At 69.7% G+C, this 18,271-nt stretch carries 13 protein-coding genes; 6 read left to right on the top strand and 7 right to left on the bottom strand.

The annotated features are described in order from the left end of the window. Positions 1-6: 6 nt before the first annotated feature. On the bottom strand, positions 7-2,145 hold the full coding sequence (flhA, locus tag MOX02_RS01910) for a flagellar biosynthesis protein FlhA (protein WP_147024036.1): 2,139 nt from the start codon (positions 2,143-2,145) through the stop codon (positions 7-9). Positions 2,146-2,312: 167 nt separating this feature from the next. Between flhA and MOX02_RS01905 the strand changes: the two genes are divergently transcribed. Both MOX02_RS01905 and MOX02_RS01900 read left to right on the top strand, forming a co-directional pair. Continuing rightward, positions 2,313-2,642, top strand: a complete 330-nt coding sequence (locus MOX02_RS01905) for a hypothetical protein (RefSeq protein WP_147024035.1) — start codon at positions 2,313-2,315, stop codon at positions 2,640-2,642. Positions 2,643-2,666: 24 nt separating this feature from the next. Continuing rightward, the gene (locus tag MOX02_RS01900) at positions 2,667-3,389 is read left to right on the top strand and encodes a hypothetical protein (RefSeq protein WP_238179623.1); all 723 of its coding nucleotides are present in this window, start codon (positions 2,667-2,669) and stop codon (positions 3,387-3,389) included. Between the two features lie 43 nt (positions 3,390-3,432). On the opposite strand, the gene MOX02_RS01895 is transcribed toward MOX02_RS01900, so the two are convergent. The 3 genes from MOX02_RS01895 to MOX02_RS01885 form a co-directional block, all read right to left on the bottom strand. Beyond that, positions 3,433-4,677: a KpsE/RkpR family capsule polysaccharide export protein gene (locus MOX02_RS01895; protein ID WP_147024034.1), complete on the bottom strand. Its 1,245-nt coding sequence runs from the start codon at positions 4,675-4,677 to the stop codon at positions 3,433-3,435. A 105-nt stretch (positions 4,678-4,782) separates the two neighbouring features. Further along, positions 4,783-5,436 carry an ABC transporter ATP-binding protein gene (locus MOX02_RS01890; protein WP_147024033.1) on the bottom strand — a complete coding sequence of 218 codons (654 nt, stop codon included), beginning with the start codon at positions 5,434-5,436 and terminating at the stop codon, positions 4,783-4,785. A 116-nt stretch (positions 5,437-5,552) separates the two neighbouring features. Then, positions 5,553-8,099: a DUF4214 domain-containing protein gene (locus MOX02_RS01885; RefSeq protein ID WP_147024032.1), complete on the bottom strand. Its 2,547-nt coding sequence runs from the start codon at positions 8,097-8,099 to the stop codon at positions 5,553-5,555. 400 nt (positions 8,100-8,499) lie between these two features. Between MOX02_RS01885 and MOX02_RS01880 the strand changes: the two genes are divergently transcribed. From MOX02_RS01880 to MOX02_RS01865, 4 genes are all read left to right on the top strand, one after another. Then, complete coding sequence (locus MOX02_RS01880) at positions 8,500-8,919, top strand: hypothetical protein (protein ID WP_147024031.1); 420 nt, start codon at positions 8,500-8,502, stop codon at positions 8,917-8,919. A 244-nt stretch (positions 8,920-9,163) separates the two neighbouring features. Further along, entirely contained in the window at positions 9,164-9,820 is a 657-nt protein-coding gene (locus MOX02_RS01875; RefSeq protein WP_147024030.1) for a ParA family protein, read from the top strand. 467 nt (positions 9,821-10,287) lie between these two features. Continuing rightward, on the top strand, positions 10,288-11,733 hold the full coding sequence (locus MOX02_RS01870) for a DUF6212 domain-containing protein (RefSeq protein ID WP_147024029.1): 1,446 nt from the start codon (positions 10,288-10,290) through the stop codon (positions 11,731-11,733). A gap of 50 nt (positions 11,734-11,783) precedes the next feature. Beyond that, positions 11,784-13,778: a glycosyltransferase family 2 protein gene (locus MOX02_RS01865; protein ID WP_147024028.1), complete on the top strand. Its 1,995-nt coding sequence runs from the start codon at positions 11,784-11,786 to the stop codon at positions 13,776-13,778. A 221-nt stretch (positions 13,779-13,999) separates the two neighbouring features. Here MOX02_RS01865 and MOX02_RS01860 read toward each other — a convergent pair whose 3' ends face one another. The 3 genes from MOX02_RS01860 to MOX02_RS01850 are packed head-to-tail and all read right to left on the bottom strand — an operon-like array spanning position 14,000 to position 18,060. After that, the gene (locus MOX02_RS01860) at positions 14,000-16,234 is read right to left on the bottom strand and encodes a xanthine dehydrogenase family protein molybdopterin-binding subunit (RefSeq protein ID WP_147024027.1); all 2,235 of its coding nucleotides are present in this window, start codon (positions 16,232-16,234) and stop codon (positions 14,000-14,002) included. Beyond that, the gene (locus MOX02_RS01855) at positions 16,231-16,716 is read right to left on the bottom strand and encodes a (2Fe-2S)-binding protein (protein WP_147024026.1); all 486 of its coding nucleotides are present in this window, start codon (positions 16,714-16,716) and stop codon (positions 16,231-16,233) included. The genes MOX02_RS01860 and MOX02_RS01855 overlap by 4 nt, the downstream gene beginning before the upstream one ends. Positions 16,717-16,725: 9 nt before the next feature. After that, positions 16,726-18,060, bottom strand: a complete 1,335-nt coding sequence (locus tag MOX02_RS01850) for a cytochrome c (protein ID WP_147024025.1) — start codon at positions 18,058-18,060, stop codon at positions 16,726-16,728. Positions 18,061-18,271 lie beyond the last annotated feature (211 nt).

The following is an 18,271-nucleotide window of genomic DNA, read 5'->3' as shown; positions in this document are numbered from 1 at the left end:
GCGCCCTCACACGGAGCCGACGGTGCGCAGGCGCGCCCGCGGGTGGATCTCGGCCTGGCTCATCACCGGGGTCTCGCGGCGGAACCGCTCGATGATCGAGCGCACGAAGGGCCGCGCCTGCACCGAGGTGACGAGGACCGGCATCTCGCCCATTCGGGCCGCCGTCTCGAACCGGTCGCGAACGGTGGTGACGAACTCCGACAGCTTCGAGGGTTGCATCGCGAGGTAGCGCTCCTCGCGCTCGCCGACGATGGCGTCGAGGAAAGCCTGCTCCCAGGCCGGGGACAGGGTGATGATCGGCAGCATCCCGTCCGGGCCCTGGTACTGCGCGCAGATCTGGCGGCCGAGGCGTGCGCGCACGTGCTCGACGATGTCGCGCGGGTTCTTGACCGAGCCCGCCACCTCCGCGACGCCCTCGACGATGGTGCCGAGATCGCGGATCGAGACCCGCTCCGAGAGCAGGAACTGGAGCACGCGCTGGATCCCGGTCGTGGAGATCTGAGCCGGCACCACCTCCTTGAGGAGTTCGGTGTGCTCCTTCGGCAGTTCCCGCAGGAGCTTCTGCACCTCGACGTGGTTCAGGAGCTCGGAGACGTGGGCCTTGATAATCTCGGTGAGGTGGGTCGAGACGACCGTCGCGGCGTCGACCACCGTGTAGCCCTTGAGCTGCGCCTGATCGCGCAAGGAGGCGTCGATCCAGGTCGCCGGCAGCCCGAAGGTGGGCTCCAGCATGTGCTGGCCGGGAAGCTGCACCTGGCCGCCCATCGGATCCATCGCCATGAACTGGCCGGGGAAGATCTGGCCGGTGCCCGCCTCGATCTCCTTGACCCGGATCACGTAGGCGTTGGCGTCGAGCTGGACGTTGTCGAGAATCCGAACCGAGGGCATGACGAAGCCGAGCTCGGCTGCGAGCTGGCGGCGGAGCGCCTTGATCTGGTCGGTCAAACGGTCCTGACCCTCGCCGTTGACGAGGGCGAGGAGCGCGTAGCCCATCTCGAGCTTCAGGTCGTCGAGCTTCAGGAGATCGGTGACCGTCTCCTCCGGCTGGGCCGCCGCGCCGGAGGGATCGGCGGGCGTGCCGTCCGCCGCGAGCGGAGGAGCCTCTCGCGCGGTCTTGGCGATCTTCCAGGCGGCGTAGCCCGCGCCGCCCGCGAGCAGCAGGAAGGGCAGCATCGGCATGCCGGGCAGGAGCGCGATCAGCACCATGACGCCGGCCGACATGCCGAGCGCCTTCGGGTAGTTCGCGAGCTGCTTGCCCAGCGCCTTGTCGGCCGAGCCCTTCACACCCGCCTTCGAGACGAGGATGCCGGCGGCCGTCGAGACGATGAGCGCCGGCACTTGGCTCGCCAATCCGTCGCCGATGGTCAGCAGGGTGTAGGTCTTGGCGGCCGCCCCGAAGTCGAGGCCCTGCTGGGCGACGCCGATGATGATGCCGCCGACCACGTTGATAAAGGTGATCAGCAGCGCCGCCACCGCGTCGCCGCGCACGAACTTCGAGGCGCCGTCCATCGCGCCGAAGAACGAGGATTCCTCCTCCAGCGCCGAGCGGCGCGCCTTGGCGGTCTTCTCGTCGATGAGGCCGGCGGAGAGGTCGGCGTCGATCGCCATCTGCTTGCCGGGCATCGCGTCGAGGGTGAAGCGGGCGGCGACTTCCGCGATGCGACCCGATCCTTTCGTGATCACCACGAAGTTCACGATGATCAGGATCGCGAAGACGATGATCCCGATCACGAAGTTGCCGCCCATCACGAAGTTGCCGAACGCCTCGATGACGTGGCCGGCCGCCGCCGTGCCCTCGTGGCCGTGTCCGAGGATGAGCCGCGTCGAGGCGAGGTTGAGCGCCAGCCGCAGCATGGTCGCCATCAGCAACAGGGTGGGGAAGACCGTGAATTCGAGCGGGTTGTCGATGAACAGGCCCGTCATCATGATCAGAACGGACAGGATGATCGAGACGGCGAGCAGCAGGTCGAGCAGGATCGCGGGCAGGGGGAAGATGAGCACCACGAGGATGCCCATCACCGCGGTTGCGAAGAACAGGTCGGTGCGCTTCGTCAGCGCCTGGAGGCTCGCTCGGTCGGGAAGCTGCAGGCCGCCGAGCCCCGGGAAGCCGCCCCCGGTGCTCGCGGCCGGTACCGTCTCGCTCATGACCGGAAGCCTCGAACCCGAACCGTCTCGCCGACCCGGCAAGAATTGCCGGGCAGATGGTTAGCGCCGCGTTAACCTGCGGTGTCCGGTCTTGCCCGAGGTGGAACCAAGGCGGGGCCGATCGCTTGAACGGACACGATCGGCAACGCTGCCCGCGAGGTTCGCCCATGCGCACGTCCCTACTCATCGCCGCCCTCCTGTCGCTCGGCGGGGCCGGTCTGGCGGAGGCGCAGACCGCACCTGCACCGGGCAAGCCCGCACCCGACCAGCCCGCCACGACGGGCACCGCCGCGCACGGCGCGGTGGGCGAGAAGCTGGAGCCCGGGGCCAACAGCTTCACCGAGGGGCAGGTGAAGGAGCGCTTCGCCAAGATGGGCTTCGGCGAGGTCAAGGACCTGAAGAAGGACGATCAGGGGATCTGGCACGGCAAGGCGGTGCATGCCGGCAAGGAGGTCTCCATCGGCATGGACTACAAAGGCAACGTCGCCGCGCAGTGATCCCGGACACGGAAGGAGTCAGCCATGGCGACACGAGCCATCACAGCCCTGTTCGACGACTACGACGACGCGGCGCGGGCCGTGGACAAGCTGGAGGCGGAAGGCATCCCGCACGGTGCCATCAGCATCGTGGCGAGCAACGCGGACGACCGGCACGCCGGCCGTCTGTCGGCTGAGCCGGCGCGCCGGAGCGACGCCGAGGAGAGCGACGCCGCGGACGGGGCCGGCACCGGCGCGACGCTCGGCACCGTGCTCGGCGGCGGCGCGGGCCTGCTCGCGGGCCTCGGGCTTCTGGCGATCCCGGGCGTCGGCCCCGTCGTGGCGGCGGGCTGGCTCGTCGCCACGGTGACGGGGGCCGGCGTCGGGGCGGCGACCGGCGGGCTCCTCGGCGCCCTCACGGGAGCGGGCCTGAGCGAGCACGAGGCCGAGACCTACGCCGAGGGCGTGCGCCGGGGCGGCACGCTCGTGACCGTGCGGGCCGAGGAGGCTCAGGCCGACCGCGTCACCGCGATCCTCGACCGGCACGGCTCGATCGACGTGGACGAGCGGGCGCAGGACTGGCAGGCGCAGGGCTGGACGGCGGGCGGCCTACGCTCCGCGACCGAGGAGATCGGCTCGACGGCGGTCGGGGCCGCAGCCTCGACCACGACCGGCCTCGACACCGAGAGCGGGCACACCCTCTACCCGGAGGATCGTCCCGGTGAGGCGCCGCCCGTACCGCGACAGACTCCCGGTTCGGTGCGCTGAGTCGAGAGGGCCAGCGGGCGGCGGGATCGCGCCGCCCATCCCCTCAGGTCATCTGCTTGCGGGCGAAGAGGGCGGCGGCGAACAGAACCGCCGAGCCCGCCGCGATCAGGCTAATCATCAGGATCCGCCGGGGCTGCTGCGCCGATTCGGCCAGCACGGGCTGCACCACGAGGTTGAAGAACTCGATCTGGCGTGCCGCGATGATGCGCGCCCGCTCATGTGCGGCGATCACCTTCGCGTAGTACTTCTCGGCATCCTTGCGCTCGTTGTCGAGCGCCTCGAACCGGGTCAGCGCGTCGGACAGGAGCCGCTTCTGCTCCGGATCCTGGCTCGCCGACTGCCGCTCGATCCGCGCGATGTTGTCGTCGAGATCCTTGATCTGCGTCTTCAGATCGATGATGCGCCGCGATTCCGGGGCGAGATCGCGTTGGCTGAGGCCGAGCTGCACCGCGAAGTTGATGCGGGCCGTGCGCAGCTCCGCCAGAACCTTCAGGTTCGTCTCATTGGTCTTCTGGGCATCGAGCACGCCGTCCTGGTTGCGCAGATCGCGCACGGCGAGACGCAGGCGCGTGATGCGCTCCTCGGCCAGCTTCATCTCGCGGGTGCTCTCGGCGAGCGCGTCGTTGCGCGCCTCGACGCTGAGCTGGTTCACCATGCGCTCGCTCTCCGCCAGGATCGCCTTCGTGATAGCGAGCGACTCGGCCGCGTCGAAGGCGTTGACCGTGAGCGTCATGATGCCGGAGGTCTGCTCGATCTCCACCTCGACGCGGTGCTTCCAGTACTTGAGGAACTTCTCGATCGGCTTCTCAGGATCGAAACGCGAGATGTAATCGATGCTGTCGCGCGAGAAGATCTCGCGCAGCGGGACCTGCTTCTCGACGGCCTCCACCATCGGCCGGCTGTGGATGTAGGCGTAGGTGATCAGCGAATCCTGGGCGACCATCTGGTGCATCTGCGAGCCGCTCGTCGTGCCGACCGCGTCCGGGCTGGCCTTGTCGACGCTGCCGATGGCGGGGCGGATGGCGAAGCGCGCCTCCGTCACGTAGCGGTCCGTGGCGATCAGGCCGTAATAGAGGGCGCCAATCAGGGTCGGGAGCGCGAAGCAGAGCGCGAACAGCACCGGGACCCAGGGATCGCTCTTGACGTGGCTCTGGTAGGACCGGATGCCCTTCTTGCGGTCGGCGAAGCGCGAGACCCGGGCGAGCTGCTTGAGGGATTCGGCGACGGCCTGCGAGCGGTCCGCCGGCGTGAGCGGCTGGCCCTGCGGGTTGCGGATCTCGACGCTCATCGGCCCTGACGTGTCCGTTGCCTGGCAGCGCGCCGGGAGGCAGCGCGCCCATCACGCCCTTCTGGCACCCGCCCGCGGCGAAAGCGTGTCCAAAACCGCGACCGATCACGCGTTGAGGCGGTGATAGAGCTCGATCGCGTCGTTGACGTCCTCGTAGATGATCGCGCGGCCGTTCAGCAGCACCAGCCCCTGCGTGCACCAGGAGCGGATCACGTCCATGCTGTGGGAGACCATGATCACGTCGGCGTTCTTGCGCCGCTCCGAGAATACGGCCTCGCAACGCTTCTGGAAGCGCGCGTCCCCGACCGAGGTGACCTCGTCGATGAGGTAGCAGTCGAAGGGGATCGCCATGCTCATGCCGAAGGCGAGGCGCGCGCCCATGCCCGACGAGTAGGTCCGGATCGGCACGTCGAGGTAGCTGCCGAGTTCGGAGAAATCCTCCACGAAGTCGAGGACGCGCTTCGGATCCTCGCCGTAGATGCGGGCGACGAAGATGACGTTGTCGCGCCCCGTCATCTGCGGGTGGAAGCCGCCACCGAATCCGAGCGGCCAGGAGACCCGCAGGCCCCGGTTGATCCGCCCGGAGGTCGGCTCCTCGGTGCCGCCGATGAGCCGCATCGTCGTCGACTTGCCGGCCCCGTTGATGCCGAGGATGCCGTAGCTGATCCCGGGCTTCAGCGTGAAGGAGACCCGTTCCAGGATCGTGCGGCGGTGGCCGTCCGTCCGGTAGATCTTGGTGACGTTGTCGAAGCGGATCACGGCTGCGCGGCACTCACGGGGCTGGGCCGTGGCCGGGACGAACCCGGCCGCGGCCCACTCGCTTCACGCGCCATGGCCTCCGAAAGCGGCGGTTTTGGGATGGCTCGGGGCCCGCCTCAGGCGAGGATCAGGCCGTAGGAGGTGTCGACGTGGCGCGTGAGGTACTCCGCGCTGTTGCTGAACTGGACGAGGACGTCGGCACGGTCCATCGCGTGTCCGTCGAGAGCGCCCGTCCAGTACGCGAGACCGCAGGTGTCCGCGTCGCGGTGCATCACGTTGTGGTAGAGTTCCGAGACGAAAGCCCCGTTGCTCAAATTCTCGCCGTACAGACCCTTGAACTCGGCGGACTGCATGAAAATCTCGGCCACTGTGTCGAGCGCCTTGCCCTGGTGGATCTGGTTCATCCAGTAGTAGAGGCCGTTGGCGTCCGGCGCACGGTCGAAGGCGGCCGCGTAGAGGCGGGAGGCCGCGTCGGCGCTGGCATCGAGCCGGCTCGTGTTCTCGGCACTGTTGCTGAACTGGATCAGGAGGTCCGCCCGGTCCACGGCGTGGGCGTCGAGCGCCTGGCTCCAGTACTGCAGGCCGCCGGCATCGGCCGTCCGGTTCAGCGCATACTCGTAGAGGTTTGCCACGAAGCTGTTGCTGTCGAGGTTGGCGCCGAAACGGCCGGTGAATTCGGAGGAGCCCATGAAGCTTTCGGCCACGGATTTGAGTGACTGGCCTTGGTCGAGCTGGTTGACCCAGTAGCTCAGGCCCTGAACGTCGGGCGCGCGATCGAGGGCCGCGCCGTAGAGGCGGAAGGCGCCGCCGGCATTGGCGTCGATGTCGAGGGCGAGGACGTGGTCGTCGAAGTGGATGCGCTGGACATCCACGAAGGTGTCGACCTTGCCGTTCGCGCCTGTGAGCGTCCACGACCCGCTGGTCGCCCGCGCGAGGTGCCACTGGCCCATCGCGCCGCTCTCGACCAGCGTGTTGATGCCGGTGCCGCCGTCGATGTAGTTGCTGCCCGAGCCGCTCACGACGATGTCGTTGCCGCCGTAGCCGTAGAAGCTGCCGTTGCCGTGACCCGCCACGAGCAGGTTCGCCGCGTCGTTGCCGATCAGCTTGACCGTGCCGTCGCCGGCGATCGCGGTCTTGAACAGGCTGTCGCCGCTGATCTGCATCGCCTTGCCGGCGATGGTCGACCACGCCCCGGCATGCAGATCGATGACGTCGTTGCCGGTGCTGGCCGCCGCGTTGATCGCGCCGTGGCCGGAGGTGCTCTTCAGGACGTTGCGGCCCGCGAGCCCTGCGTAAGCGTCGGTGAACACGAAGGTGTCGTCGATCGCGTCCGAACCGTGAAGCGAGAGGGCGGCGCCCGTGAAGGTGCCGGTGGCGGCGCCCGCGCCCTCGCTGACCTTCAGGGTCCACTGGCCGGTGCCGCCCTCGCCCAGGAAGGCGTTCGAGGAGAAGGTGAAGCCCGAGAAGGCAGTGCTGCCGCCCTTCTGGTTGAGGAGCGTGCTCACCGTGCCGTTCGGCGAGATCAGCTGGATCTTGAGGTCGCCGACGCGGCCGTGGCTGCCCGTGAGGGTGATCTCGGCGCTCTCCAGCGCGATCGCCTGCGCCACGTTGAAGGTGTAGCTGATGCTGCGCGAGGCCGACAGCGTCTGCGTGCCGGCGGCGGCGACGTTGATGTTGACCTCGTTCGCCGAGGTGCTCTGTGCCGTCCAGGTCTCGGCGAGCCGCACCGCGGCGCGGGCATCGACGACGCCGTAGCCGGTGTCGTTCGAGAACCGCATGCCGCCGCCGTTCCAGTGCGTGCCGGCATTCGTCACGGTACCGATCCCGCCGGGCTGCTCGGCCGTCATGGCGAGGATTGTTCGGACGTCGCGCCAGCCGAGGAGAGGATTGGCGTCGAGCATGAGGGCGACGACGCCGGTGACCTGCGGGGTCGCGGCCGAGGTGCCGCCGAACTGGTCCGTCACGTCGGTGGACGAGTAGCCCGCGCTGCCCGCGAGGTCGGTCGTGGTGATGCCGCGGATGCCGCCGCTGGAGGGCGCCGAGACGAGGAGCGCTGCGCCGGGATTGGAGTAGTAGGCGACCTGACCCTCCGAGGTCACGGCGCCGACGGCGATGACGTGACGATCGTTGGCGAAGTTCGACAGGTTCGCGTCGTTGCCGGCCGCCCGGCTGTTGCCGGCGGCGACGACCTGCGTCGTGCCGAGCCCGCCGCGGCCGGTCTCGGCCGCGGTCTCGATCGCCGCTGCAAAGGGCTTCCAGGTGCTGGAGAGACGGTTCACGTAGAGCATCGCGTCCCAACCCCAGGAGTTGTTGGTGACGTCGAACTGGGCGGAATTGGCCAGCACGGCGGCGATGCTGGCATTCGCGATGCCGATGACTTGGAAATTCGTGGTCGTCGCGCCGTAGGCCACGCCGAGCGGGGCCGCCGCCGAGGGCTTGGCGGCGATGATGCCCGTGACCGCGGTCGCGTGCTTGCTGCCGTCGTCGAAGATGCCGACCGAGACGCCCTTGCCGGTGGCGTAGGCCCAGGCGTCCACCGCGTCGATCCCGGGCGCCGAGCCGCCGTTCTGCAGGTGCCAGAGGGCCGAGGAGGCGGCAGCAACGGTGGGTGCGGTCTCAAGAGAAAGCTGGCGGGCAAGCTTGCCGAGCGGCAGGGTGGACATCGATCTGCTCCGAAATTCGTAGGAACAGATTGCCGATCCCCAGAGTAAATCAGGTTTAGAAGCGTAGTTAAGCGAAATGAACCAGCGAAATGGAAAACAAATGCCGAAGTTACAGGTCGATTAACTCTAAGGAATAGTAAGATAATCTCTCATTAATGCTCGCAATATTGCAGGTTTTATTTACTTACGACTTCCTTTCGGGGCGTGCTTAAGGGAATGCCTCGATGCAAGGTGTCCGAAATCTCAACGCGGCGCCGATCTCAGAGCGCGCAGGGTTCCTGACCTCGCTTGCGGAACCCGTATCGACAGGGCAGAAGGTCGGCCGCGGACCACGGGTGGTCGGCCGCGCCGGGGGCTCGATCAGGGACCGCGCGCTCGTCGGCCTCGATCGGGTGACGGCATGCTTCGAGACGACCGTTTCACCGACATTCTCATCAACGGTCTGGCGATCTGCGCCGCGCTGATCTCGGTCGTCGGTACGGGCTACATCATCAATCACGCCTTTCAGGCCCGCCGCGACGAGGATGACGCCTCCGCGCTGGTCTCGAACGCGATCTCCGGCGACATCGAGAGTCAGCGAAAGCTCGCCGCCTGCTACGTGAATGGCTGCCCGCCGCTGCCGCGCGCCGAGATCATCGGTTGCGCGTGGCGCAAGATCACCCTGGAGACGGGAGGAAACCAGCCGGAGGACCAGGAGCAGGCCCGCGCCACCTGCGGTCGCCTGAGCTCGAGCGACATCGAGATCTCCGAGAACGCGAAGGCCTCGCTCCAGCGCCGCATCGAGGCACGCCGGGCGTCGGCAGGGGTCGCCAGTCCCTGAGAATGCCGCTTCCTCTGCCGGGCGGCAGGGCGAGATCCAGGCGGGACGGAGTGACGGCGTTGCGTACGGTTCTTTTCTTTCGCCGATAACCGATTGGAGAACGGACGCGTTTCAGGCTACGCCAGCCCGATCATGTTGGGCCGGGGCACCCTGTTGAACATCGTCACAGCCGTGGGAGCAGGGGACGCGTGAGCGTGTCGCCGCTCGATCGCGGGGCCGCGCGCCTGCAGGAAGGGCAGCCCGCATGCGGGTGGTGACGATGGCCGCGCGCAAGGGGGGAGCCGGCAAGAGCACGCTCAGCATCCTGCTCGCCGCCCTGTTCGCGCGCGCCAATCTGAAGACCGTGCTGATCGACGCCGACGCCGGCCAGCACACCGCCTGCGCGTGGTCGGGCCAGCGCGACCTTGGCTGGCCGCTGGTCGTGGCCGCGGCCAATCCGGACGAGCTCGCGCTGCTGATCGGACACGCCCGCGAGCGGGAACTCGACTTCTGTCTGATCGACACGCCGGCCGGCCAAACGCCTGTCACGGATGCGGCGCTCGCGGCGTCCGACATCGTGATCGTGCCGACGAAGTGCGACGTCACCGACCGCTGGGCACTTCACGCGACCGTGGATGACATCGTCGCTCTGGAAAAGCCCTACCTTGTCGTGCCGACCGAAGTTCCGGCCAAGCGTCTCGGGATGGAAGCGCTCGACCTGCGGCGCCTGCGCCGCGACATGGCGGATCTCGGAGACACCCTGTGGGAGGGCCAGATCACCGATCGCCGCGCGATCAGCTACGACTTGGCCCAGGGCCGCGTACCGAGCGAGACCGATTGGTCGGGCCTGACCAACACGGAGTGTCGCGCGCTCTGGCGCCGGATCATGGAGATGCTTCAACGGCCGCGCATGCCGTCCTAGCGGGGCCGAGACGGCACCTGCGCCCGAGCGGCCGATCGTGCAAGGCCGGCTCGCGCGCGAACCCGCGAAGACTTCTCCCGAGGCGAAGGCAGCGTTCAGAAGTCGCGCATTGCCGGCTCGGTGGCGGTCCGCATTCTGGTTTCATGGCACCTGACGAACTTCGGAGCGCGAACCGCTCTCACCTGATCCTGGAACTCGTCGCCGTCGGGCTCGCGAGCCTCACGCTGCTGGCGACGCTCTCGGCCCGCGCGAGGAGCGCGCGCGGTGCCCTGCGCCGAGCCCTCCGGCGCCGATCGCGCCCGCATGGTCGGTCTCCGACCTCGAGGGTGCTCTCGAGGACATGCGAGGACGCGACTGAGCGTGCGAACAGGCGTTGGAGCCGAAAATGGGACGGTGTGCGCCCCTGGCGGAGGAGTGGGAAGCACAACCTCGACCAGCGGTAGCGAAACCTTTATTCGACCGGCTGTATGTCGCGTGGAGGAATCTCGAACCGGTCCGAGGCCATGCAGGGCTTCTGCGTACTGATTGCCGCCGCGGACGCAGCGTTCTGCCAAGCGCTTCCCCACTCCGTCACGACGCTCGAAGTGGTCGATGTCGGGCCGGACGGTCTTCTCTGCCGGGAAGGCTCCGGGCAGATCCGATCCTTCCAGTTTCCTCCGACAGCCTGTCTCGGCCTGTTCGGCGACCGCGCCTCGCGACCGTTGCTGGAGAACGTGCGTGACTGGATGCTCGAGCGCGGTGGTGATCCGGCGCCGGATCCCGTCCTGACCGACGGGGCGGACGGGCCGGCGCACGCCGCGCGGGCGATGCTGGAGCGGCTCCTCGCGCTGTCCCTTGCCCTGGCGCGCTCGGCTGCCGAGCACGCGCAGCAGGTCGCGAGCCTGCGCGTCGAGGTCGAGGCGATGGCGGCCGCGCGCGCGGATGTCGACCGCTTCCTGGGAGAGACCGGTCTCGCCCAGATGCCCTGCGTGTTCGGCACGCGCGAGCCCGATTACGAGACGCAGATCGAGTTGACGCCGGGCAGTCCTCTACGCCAGCTGCTGCCGATCCCGAGCGCGGGCTTCGCCGCGATCGATCTCGCCTGCGCGGCCGCTCCGAAGCGCCGCTCGAATCTGATCGTGCGCCTGACGAGCTTGGAGGAAGCCGAGATCCTCGCCGAGTGGCAGGTTCCGCCGCCGGTGCAGGACGGCTGGGTGCGCCTCGGCTTGCCGCGTGCGGGCGCGGGCCTGACGCGCACGCTCGTGCTCACCGTGGAGCCGGCTTCCGCCCGGACGCCTTGCGCCAACCTCGCTCTCGGCGGGCACCAGCCGCTTGCAGCGGCGCAACTTGCCGATGCCGAGACAGGCGAGAGCATCGCGCCCCACTCACTCGCCTTCCGCGCCTACGCCGCATTGCCCGGCACCACGCCGCCTCACACGGAGGCGACGCTGCTGCCAGTCGCGGCCGAGCCGCTGCGTCGGGCGCCGTTCGCGCTGAAGGCGGTGCCGCACGAGACCCTGGCGCGCCTCGCGCCGGACGGTGCGAGTGACGAGGCGCGGGAGGCAGATGGCCCTCCCGCCCTGTTCATTCCCGAAGCCGGAGCGATATTGTGTCGCCCCGGCTTCGGTGGGCAGGTGCCGGGGGCGCTGCCGGCCGGAGCGCGCGGGCTCGCTCTCGAACTCTCAATCCATGCGGACGTGGCGCGCGCGTTGACGGTCCGTCTGCGTGTCGCCGGGTCGGGGGTACGGAGCGGTGCACGGATCCTGGGCGGTGAGACGCTGACGATCGGCGGCTCGAACGCCCAGACGCTCTCGTTGATGCTGCCTGCGCCCCTCGCGGCGCCGGCCGACCTGCGCTTTGAGGTGGACGCGGTGCAGGTCGAGGATGGCGCGCCCGCCTGGGCCGTGTTCAGCCGTCTGCGGATCTACCAGTGAGACGCTCCTCCGCCTCCGACCGAGCGTCCGGACCGTCAGCAGCGCAGGAGGTGCCGGCTGTCGCCGTCGTGATCCCGGTGTACCGGCAGCCGCATTTCCTGTGCGAGTCCGTGGCTTCGGCGCGGCGGCAGAGCCTCTCGGTGCCCTACCGGATCGTCGTTGTCGACGATGGCTGTCCGCTCCCCGAGACACGGGCGCTCGGGCTCGCCTTCGCGCTCGCGGATCGGGGCGTTCACGTGATCCGCACGTCGAACCGGGGCCTGAGCGCCGCTCGCAACGCCGGGATCGCCTACGCCCTGTCCCGCTGGCCGGATGTCGGGGCCCTCTACATGCTCGACGCCGACAACAGGCTCACGCCCCGCAGCCTCGAGATCGGTCTCGCCGCCCTCTCGAAGCACCCGGAGGCCGACTGGGTCTATCCGCAGCTCAGCAAGTTCGGAATGGGCTGGGCGGGCCATGTCGACGTGCCGGTCTCGCCCCTCCACACGCTGCTCGCCGGCAGCTTCATGGAGGCGAGCTCCCTGATCCGGTCGCGCGTCTTCGCGGCGGGCCTGCGCTACGACGAGTCCATGCGGGCGGGCTACGAGGACTGGGAGTTCTGGATCCAGGCATTCGCGGCCGGCTTCCGGGGGATCTGCGAGCCGGCCATGGGGCTCGACTACCGCTACCGTCCGGAGAGCATGGTCCGGAACGCCGCCCGGCAGCGTCCGATCCTCCTGAACGCGCTTCGCCAGCGACACCCATCGCTCTTCGCGGCCCGCACCCTGCTCGGCCTCGAGCAGGCGCATCACCCCCGCTACGGCTTGGTCGGCGAGACGGGTCTGGCTCGGTTCACAGACTGGGCAGTTCGAAGCGAGGGCGTGGCGACGGAAGATTTTGCGGATGCGCTCGCGCGCTCGCGGGCAGAGCCCGAGGGTGGTGCCCTGCCACCGTTCCTCCTCTTCGCGGATCCGGAGACTGTCGCGGCGCTTGCCCGCGCCCGCCTGATCCAGAGCACGCTGCGACGCCTCGAAGGCGCCTGCGCCCGCGGCTCGGGCTGGGTGGGACTAGCGCTCACCATCGAACACGGCTTCGAACCGTCGGTCGGGGCGCCGGGCGGTGAGAGCGCGATGATCCTCGTGGCGACGGATCGCTTCGCCGATCTCGTATCGGGCGCTCCGGACGCCGAGACGCAGCTCGCCGAGGCGTTGAGCGCGATGGCGCGGGTCGGACCGGTTCTGCCGCGCGAATCGGCCGATGCCGCGGCTCTGCGCCCGGGGGCGATCGCGCGGCTGCGTCGGTCGCTGCAGATCTGCCGGACGGCCGCCGACCGATCCGAGGCGCCGCGACGCTGGCACTGGCAGACGCGCACGCTCTTCGACGGCGCCGACCTCGTCGAGACGCTGCGCACCGAGATCGGCGGCGCACCGCTCTCGAACCTCACGCGCGAAGCCCGGCGGCGTCTTCTCGGTCTGGTGCTCGATGGGCACGCTTTGGCCGGGCTCGAAGCTGTGCGCGGACTGTGCGGCTCGCGAGGGAGCGATACGGTGCGGTTGCACCTCCTGCATTGCGGATCTCTCGCAGAGCTTCCGGACGGGGCCGATCTGTCGGGAGTGGACAGCCTCGACGAACTGGCGCTGCCGAAGCCAGGCAAGCGTCCGTTCCAGTTCCAAGGACAGCCCTTCGACTTGCCGGAGCCGGATGATCCGGCATGGCGCGAGATCCGCGGTGCGCTCGCGGGCTTCGACACGATCCTGATCGGTGTGCCGCGGCTCTTCCCGCTGCTCGCGGAGTGTCGTTCGAAGGGAGCGCGCACGATCATCTATCGGCCGGAGGTCGGGTGGCCCGACCACGACACGCGCATCCTCCTCGCCTTCGAGCACGCGACCGATGCCCTCATCGTGGAGTCCGAGGAGACCGCGACGCACTTCGCGGCGCATGGGTTCCCGCGGTCGAAGATCGCGGTTCCGCGACAGGGCGACATCGCCCTCCTGTTCCCGCAGATGAGGGCCGAGCAGGGCTCGGACATGACGGATCATCTCGGTCGAGCCTCGACAGGAACTTGAAGAGGCGCGTCGCCGGACTGTTCGCGGTGTGTCACCGGCACTGGGAGGATCGGCGACGATGCCATCATCAATCGGACGGGAGCGACCCGGTCCCGTTCGGACGCTTTGATACCGGAGGCCAGACGAGGGTACCTCGAGGCTGTCCGCAGCGAAGCAGATTGCCCAATCGACAGCGCGCGACGTCACGTCGGCCATCCTGGCGGCCGCACGGCGCGGTCGGGTCAGGTCAGAGCCTCTCTCAGGACATCTCGGCGAAGCGGGATCTCGCGCAGCCGCACGCCGACTGCGTCCGCCACCGCGTTGCCGAGCGCGGCGGCGGTAGGGCCCTGCGCGGCCTCGCCGGTCCCGAGGAACGGCTCGCCGGGTCGGTCCAGGATATGGATCTCGATCCGCTCCGGGGCCGCCTGCATGCGCAGGATCGGGTAGGTGCTCCAATCCCGGCTCGTGATGCGGCTCCGGTCGACGGTTACCTGTTCGTAGAGCGTCCAGCTCGTGGACTGGATGATGCCGCCCTCGACCTGATTCCGGATCCCGTCCGGGTTCACCGCCTCACCCGCGTCGATCGCCGCCACCGCCCGCCGAAGCCGGATCCGGCCCGTCTCGCGGGCGATCTCGACCTCGACCGCGAGCGCCAGGTAGGCCCCGAGGTTCTTGTACCGGGCGAAGGCGAAGCCGTGGCCGCGGTTGCGCGCCCGTTGCCGATCGGACCAGCCGGCTCGCTCCGCCGCCGTCCGGATCACCGCCTGCGCACGGGCATCCTCTAGGTGTTGCAGCCGGAACGCGACCGGATCCTGGCCGACCGCTGCCGCGAGCTCGTCCATGAAGCTCTCGATCGAGAAGACGTTGACGTAGGCGCCGAGGGCCCGCAGGGCGGAGACGCGCAGGGGCATCTCCGGCACGAACTGATGCAGCACCCGTGCGTTCGGCAGGCGGTAGAGCGGGATGGCGTTGCGGTCGCCGCCGCCCTCCGGCTGGAGCAGGGGCTTCGGCCGGGGCGGCGCGAAGGGCTCGGCCAGGAGCTGGGCCGGCAGCAGGTTGCCCGCGCCCGGCGGCCGCGTCAGGTGCGTGTTCGAGCGGACGGCGTAGTCCCAATCGACGATCGTGCCCGCCGCGTCGAGGGAAGCCCTGACGCGGGTCATCATGGCCGGGCCGCAGGGCTCAGTCAGGTGCTCCTGCTCACGCATCAGCTGAAGTCGCACCGGTCGGCCGGGCACGGCGCGGGCGATGAGGGCCGCGTCCGCGGCGGCGTCGTCGGCGGCGTTGTGGCCGTAGCAGCCGGACCCCTCCACGTGAACGCAGCGGACCTGCTCAGGTCTCATCCGCAGCATCTCGGCGAGGGCGGCGCGCAAGGGGAACATCCCCTGCGCGTGGCTCCAGACCGTCAGGGTCTCGTCCGCGAACAGCGCGAGGGCGCAGGAGGGTCCGATGGAGCCGTGGAGCTGGTAGCGGCGGCGATAGGTGGCCTCGAGCGTCCGCGCGGGGGAGCCGGCCGCCGCGCGGCTGTCATGGACGACATGCTCCTCCACGGGCAGCCCCGCCAGGGTCTCGAAGATCCGGTCCGCCTCCGGAAGGGCTGCACCCTCCGTCCAGGTGGCATGGGCGGCGAGCGCCTCCATGGCGGTGATCGCCGCCCACTCCTTCTCGGCGACGACCGCGAGGAAGCTGCCGTCGCGCACGACCTTGATGACGCTCGGTCTGCGCTCGACCGCGGCGGCGTCGAGTGCCCGCAGACGCGCGCCGGGGCTCGGCGGGCGCACCACCCGGGCGTGGACCATGCCCGGCGGCCGCAGGTCCTGGACGTAGGCGGACGCACCCGTCACCTTGGCCGGAATGTCGAGGCGGGGCAGCGAGGTGCCGATCACCCGCCGCTCATCAGTTGGCACGAAGCTCGAGGCAGGCTGCGCCTCGACGTGGAGCACATCGCCCGCCACCAGTTCGCCCCACGTCACTTGCCGGCCATCGAGCGCCCGCACGACCCCGTCCGCCACGGTGAGGACCGCGGCCTCGGTGCCGAGTCGTGCGGCGGCGAGGTCGGCCAGGAGCGTGCGCACCTGAGCGGCGGCGTGGCGGATCGCGGTGGCCGAGTCCTGCATGGAGTGGCTGCCGGCCGTGTAGCCCTCGTTGGCTGTCTCCTCCGTGTCGGCGGTGACGACCCGAACCCGGGCGGGTTCGAGCCGCAGCTCCTCGGCCGCCACCTGCAGCACGGCCGTGCGGATGCCCTGGCCGAGCTCGGCCTTGCCGGTCCTCACGGTGACGGACCCGTCCGCGTCGACACGGATCCAGCTATCGAGCCAGGGGCTCCGCTTGAGGCTGCCCGGAAGGTGCGGGGCTGGCGGAGGCGGCTGGCCGTCGAGCGCCTCCTGCTGCGCGAGGGCCGGCCGCAGCGAGAACGCCACGATAAGAGAGCCCGTGCCGGTGAGGAATGTCCGGCGTGTCGGGGCGATCGGTTCGCTCACGAGCGGTCGTCCTCAGAGGCCGCCCCGCGTGTCTCGCGCGCCGCCCGGTGCACGGCCGCGAGTATGCGCAGGTGCGTGCCGCACCGGCACAGGTTGAGGTTCAGGCTGCGCCGGATCTCGGCGTCGGACGGGTCCGGGTTCTGCACGAGGAGCGCGTGCGCCCTCACGATCATGCCCGGGATGCAGTAGCCGCACTGGGCCGCCTGCTCGGCGACGAAGGCCCGCTGGATCGTCCCCGGCTGCTCCGGCGTGCCGAGGCCTTCGAGGGTGAGGATCGAGCGGCCGGCCAGCACCGACACGGGGGTGACGCAGGACAGGACCGGCCGGCCCTCCACCGCGACCGTGCAGGCGCCGCACTGGCCGAGCCCGCAGCCGTACCTGGCGCCGTTCAGCGCGAGGTCGTCGCGCAGCACGTACAGGAGGGGCGTGTCCGGATCGACGTCGAGGTCGTGGTCACGCCCGTTCACGGTGAGCCTCAGCATCGCCGCTCCTCAGCCCTTCGGTTCTTCGGCCCCGATGCGCCGAACGTCGTCCTTGAGCGCGGGCCAAGCCGGTGCATTGGTGAAGCGGACACGCAGGTACGCGAGGAGATCCGCGATCTGATCCGCATCCAGAACGCCGGCGTAGCCCGGCATGATGGCGCCGACCTCGCCCTCGGGCGGGTGGACGCCCTCGAGGATCACGCGGATCACGTTGTCCGGCAGGGGCCCCGCGAGCGTCGTGTGCTGGCCGAGCGATGCGACGGTGAAGGGCACGCGGCCGCCGCTCTCGTGACAGGAGGCGCAGGCCCCGCGATAGATGCCGGCGCCGCGCCGGTGAATCTCGTCCGCCCGCGCCGGCGCGATGTCCGTCGGCTTCTCGGCCGGCGCCGGTCGGTCCGGCGCCGGCAGGCCCATTGTCGCCGCGACGTACCGCGCGATCGCTCGCACATCCGCCTCCGGCAGTCGGCCGAGCCCCGCCACCACCGGCTTCATCGGCCCGGCCGCCCCGCCATGGGCGGAATCCCAGGAGTGCAGGTAGTTGAACAGGGTCTCCCGCGTCCACGGGACGGGAGCCGGCGATGAACGGTCGAGGGGCGGAGACCACCAGCCCTCCGCCATGCCGCCCGCGAAGTGGAGCTCCGCGCGCTCGGCCCGGAGCGCGTTGCGGGGCGCGTGGCAGGCGCTGCAATGGCTCAGCGCCTCGGAAAGGTATCGCCCGCGCTCCAGCACCGGGTCGCCGCTGTCACCTGCCGGGAGCGGGCCGACCCGCAGGAACAGCAGGTTCCAGCCGGCGAGGAGCGGGCGGATGCTGTAGGGAAACGGCAGATCCGGCTCCGGCGCCTCGGCGCGCACCGCGTCGCGCGTCATCAGGTAGGCGTAGAGCGCCTCGATGTCCCCGTCCGTGAGTTGCGTGAAGTGGGTATAGGGAAAGGCCGGGTAGAGGTGGCTGCCCGCCCGGTCGATCCCCTCCCGCATCGAGCGGCGGAAGGCGGCGAGCGACCACGTGCCGATGCCGGTGTCGCGGTCGGGCGTGATGTTGGTGCCGTAGATCGTGCCGAACGGCGTTTTCAGCGGGTAGCCGCCGGCGAAGGGCTTCGTCTCATCCGTCGTGTGGCAGGTGCTGCAGAACCCGGCCGATGCGAGGGCGGCACCTTTGCGGATCTGGTCCGGCTGAAAGCTCGCGCGGTCGGGCGTCGAAACGGGCTCGATGGCCGGCTGCCACGCGAGGAAGAAGGCTGCGCCACCGGCGACTGCGAGGAGACCGAAGCCGACGATCAGGCGCCTCCACCACGGGCTCCGGCGACCGGGATTGCGCTCTCGCCTGCTGGCCAGCCGCCTCCACATAGGCGGGTAAGTTCACCCGTGCCGGCGGTGTTCCGGTGCGATCGTGCCGCAGTGCGCCCGACCGACCGCATCGTCCCGGCCGTGAGGTCCGCTGTCGCCGTTCGAGGCAGCGGGTAAGCGAGGGACGCGGCGCAGTGCCCGGTCAGCCGCGATGCCGTGCGGCTCCGGTACCTCGCTCCGTGGGGTCCTGCCGCTCACGCACCGACCCGGG

The sequence above is a fragment of the Methylobacterium oxalidis genome, from assembly GCF_007992195.1.
Taxonomy (GTDB): domain Bacteria; phylum Pseudomonadota; class Alphaproteobacteria; order Rhizobiales; family Beijerinckiaceae; genus Methylobacterium; species Methylobacterium oxalidis.
This window is presented reverse-complemented; position numbering and strand designations above follow the sequence as displayed.

What these genes read in the sequence shown, in the direction of transcription:
- MOX02_RS01850 (WP_147024025.1), bottom strand. Translation starts at nt 18,060, where the DNA reads ATGTGGAGGCGGCTGGCCAGCAGGCGAGAGCGCAATCCCGGTCGCCGG.
- MOX02_RS01885 (WP_147024032.1), bottom strand. Translation starts at nt 8,099, where the DNA reads ATGTCCACCCTGCCGCTCGGCAAGCTTGCCCGCCAGCTTTCTCTTGAG.
- MOX02_RS01855 (WP_147024026.1), bottom strand. Translation starts at nt 16,716, where the DNA reads ATGCTGAGGCTCACCGTGAACGGGCGTGACCACGACCTCGACGTCGAT.
- flhA (WP_147024036.1), bottom strand. Translation starts at nt 2,145, where the DNA reads ATGAGCGAGACGGTACCGGCCGCGAGCACCGGGGGCGGCTTCCCGGGG.
- MOX02_RS01895 (WP_147024034.1), bottom strand. Translation starts at nt 4,677, where the DNA reads ATGAGCGTCGAGATCCGCAACCCGCAGGGCCAGCCGCTCACGCCGGCG.
- MOX02_RS01880 (WP_147024031.1), top strand. Translation starts at nt 8,500, where the DNA reads ATGCTTCGAGACGACCGTTTCACCGACATTCTCATCAACGGTCTGGCG.
- MOX02_RS01900 (WP_238179623.1), top strand. Translation starts at nt 2,667, where the DNA reads ATGGCGACACGAGCCATCACAGCCCTGTTCGACGACTACGACGACGCG.
- MOX02_RS01870 (WP_147024029.1), top strand. Translation starts at nt 10,288, where the DNA reads ATGTCGCGTGGAGGAATCTCGAACCGGTCCGAGGCCATGCAGGGCTTC.
- MOX02_RS01905 (WP_147024035.1), top strand. Translation starts at nt 2,313, where the DNA reads ATGCGCACGTCCCTACTCATCGCCGCCCTCCTGTCGCTCGGCGGGGCC.
- MOX02_RS01875 (WP_147024030.1), top strand. Translation starts at nt 9,164, where the DNA reads ATGCGGGTGGTGACGATGGCCGCGCGCAAGGGGGGAGCCGGCAAGAGC.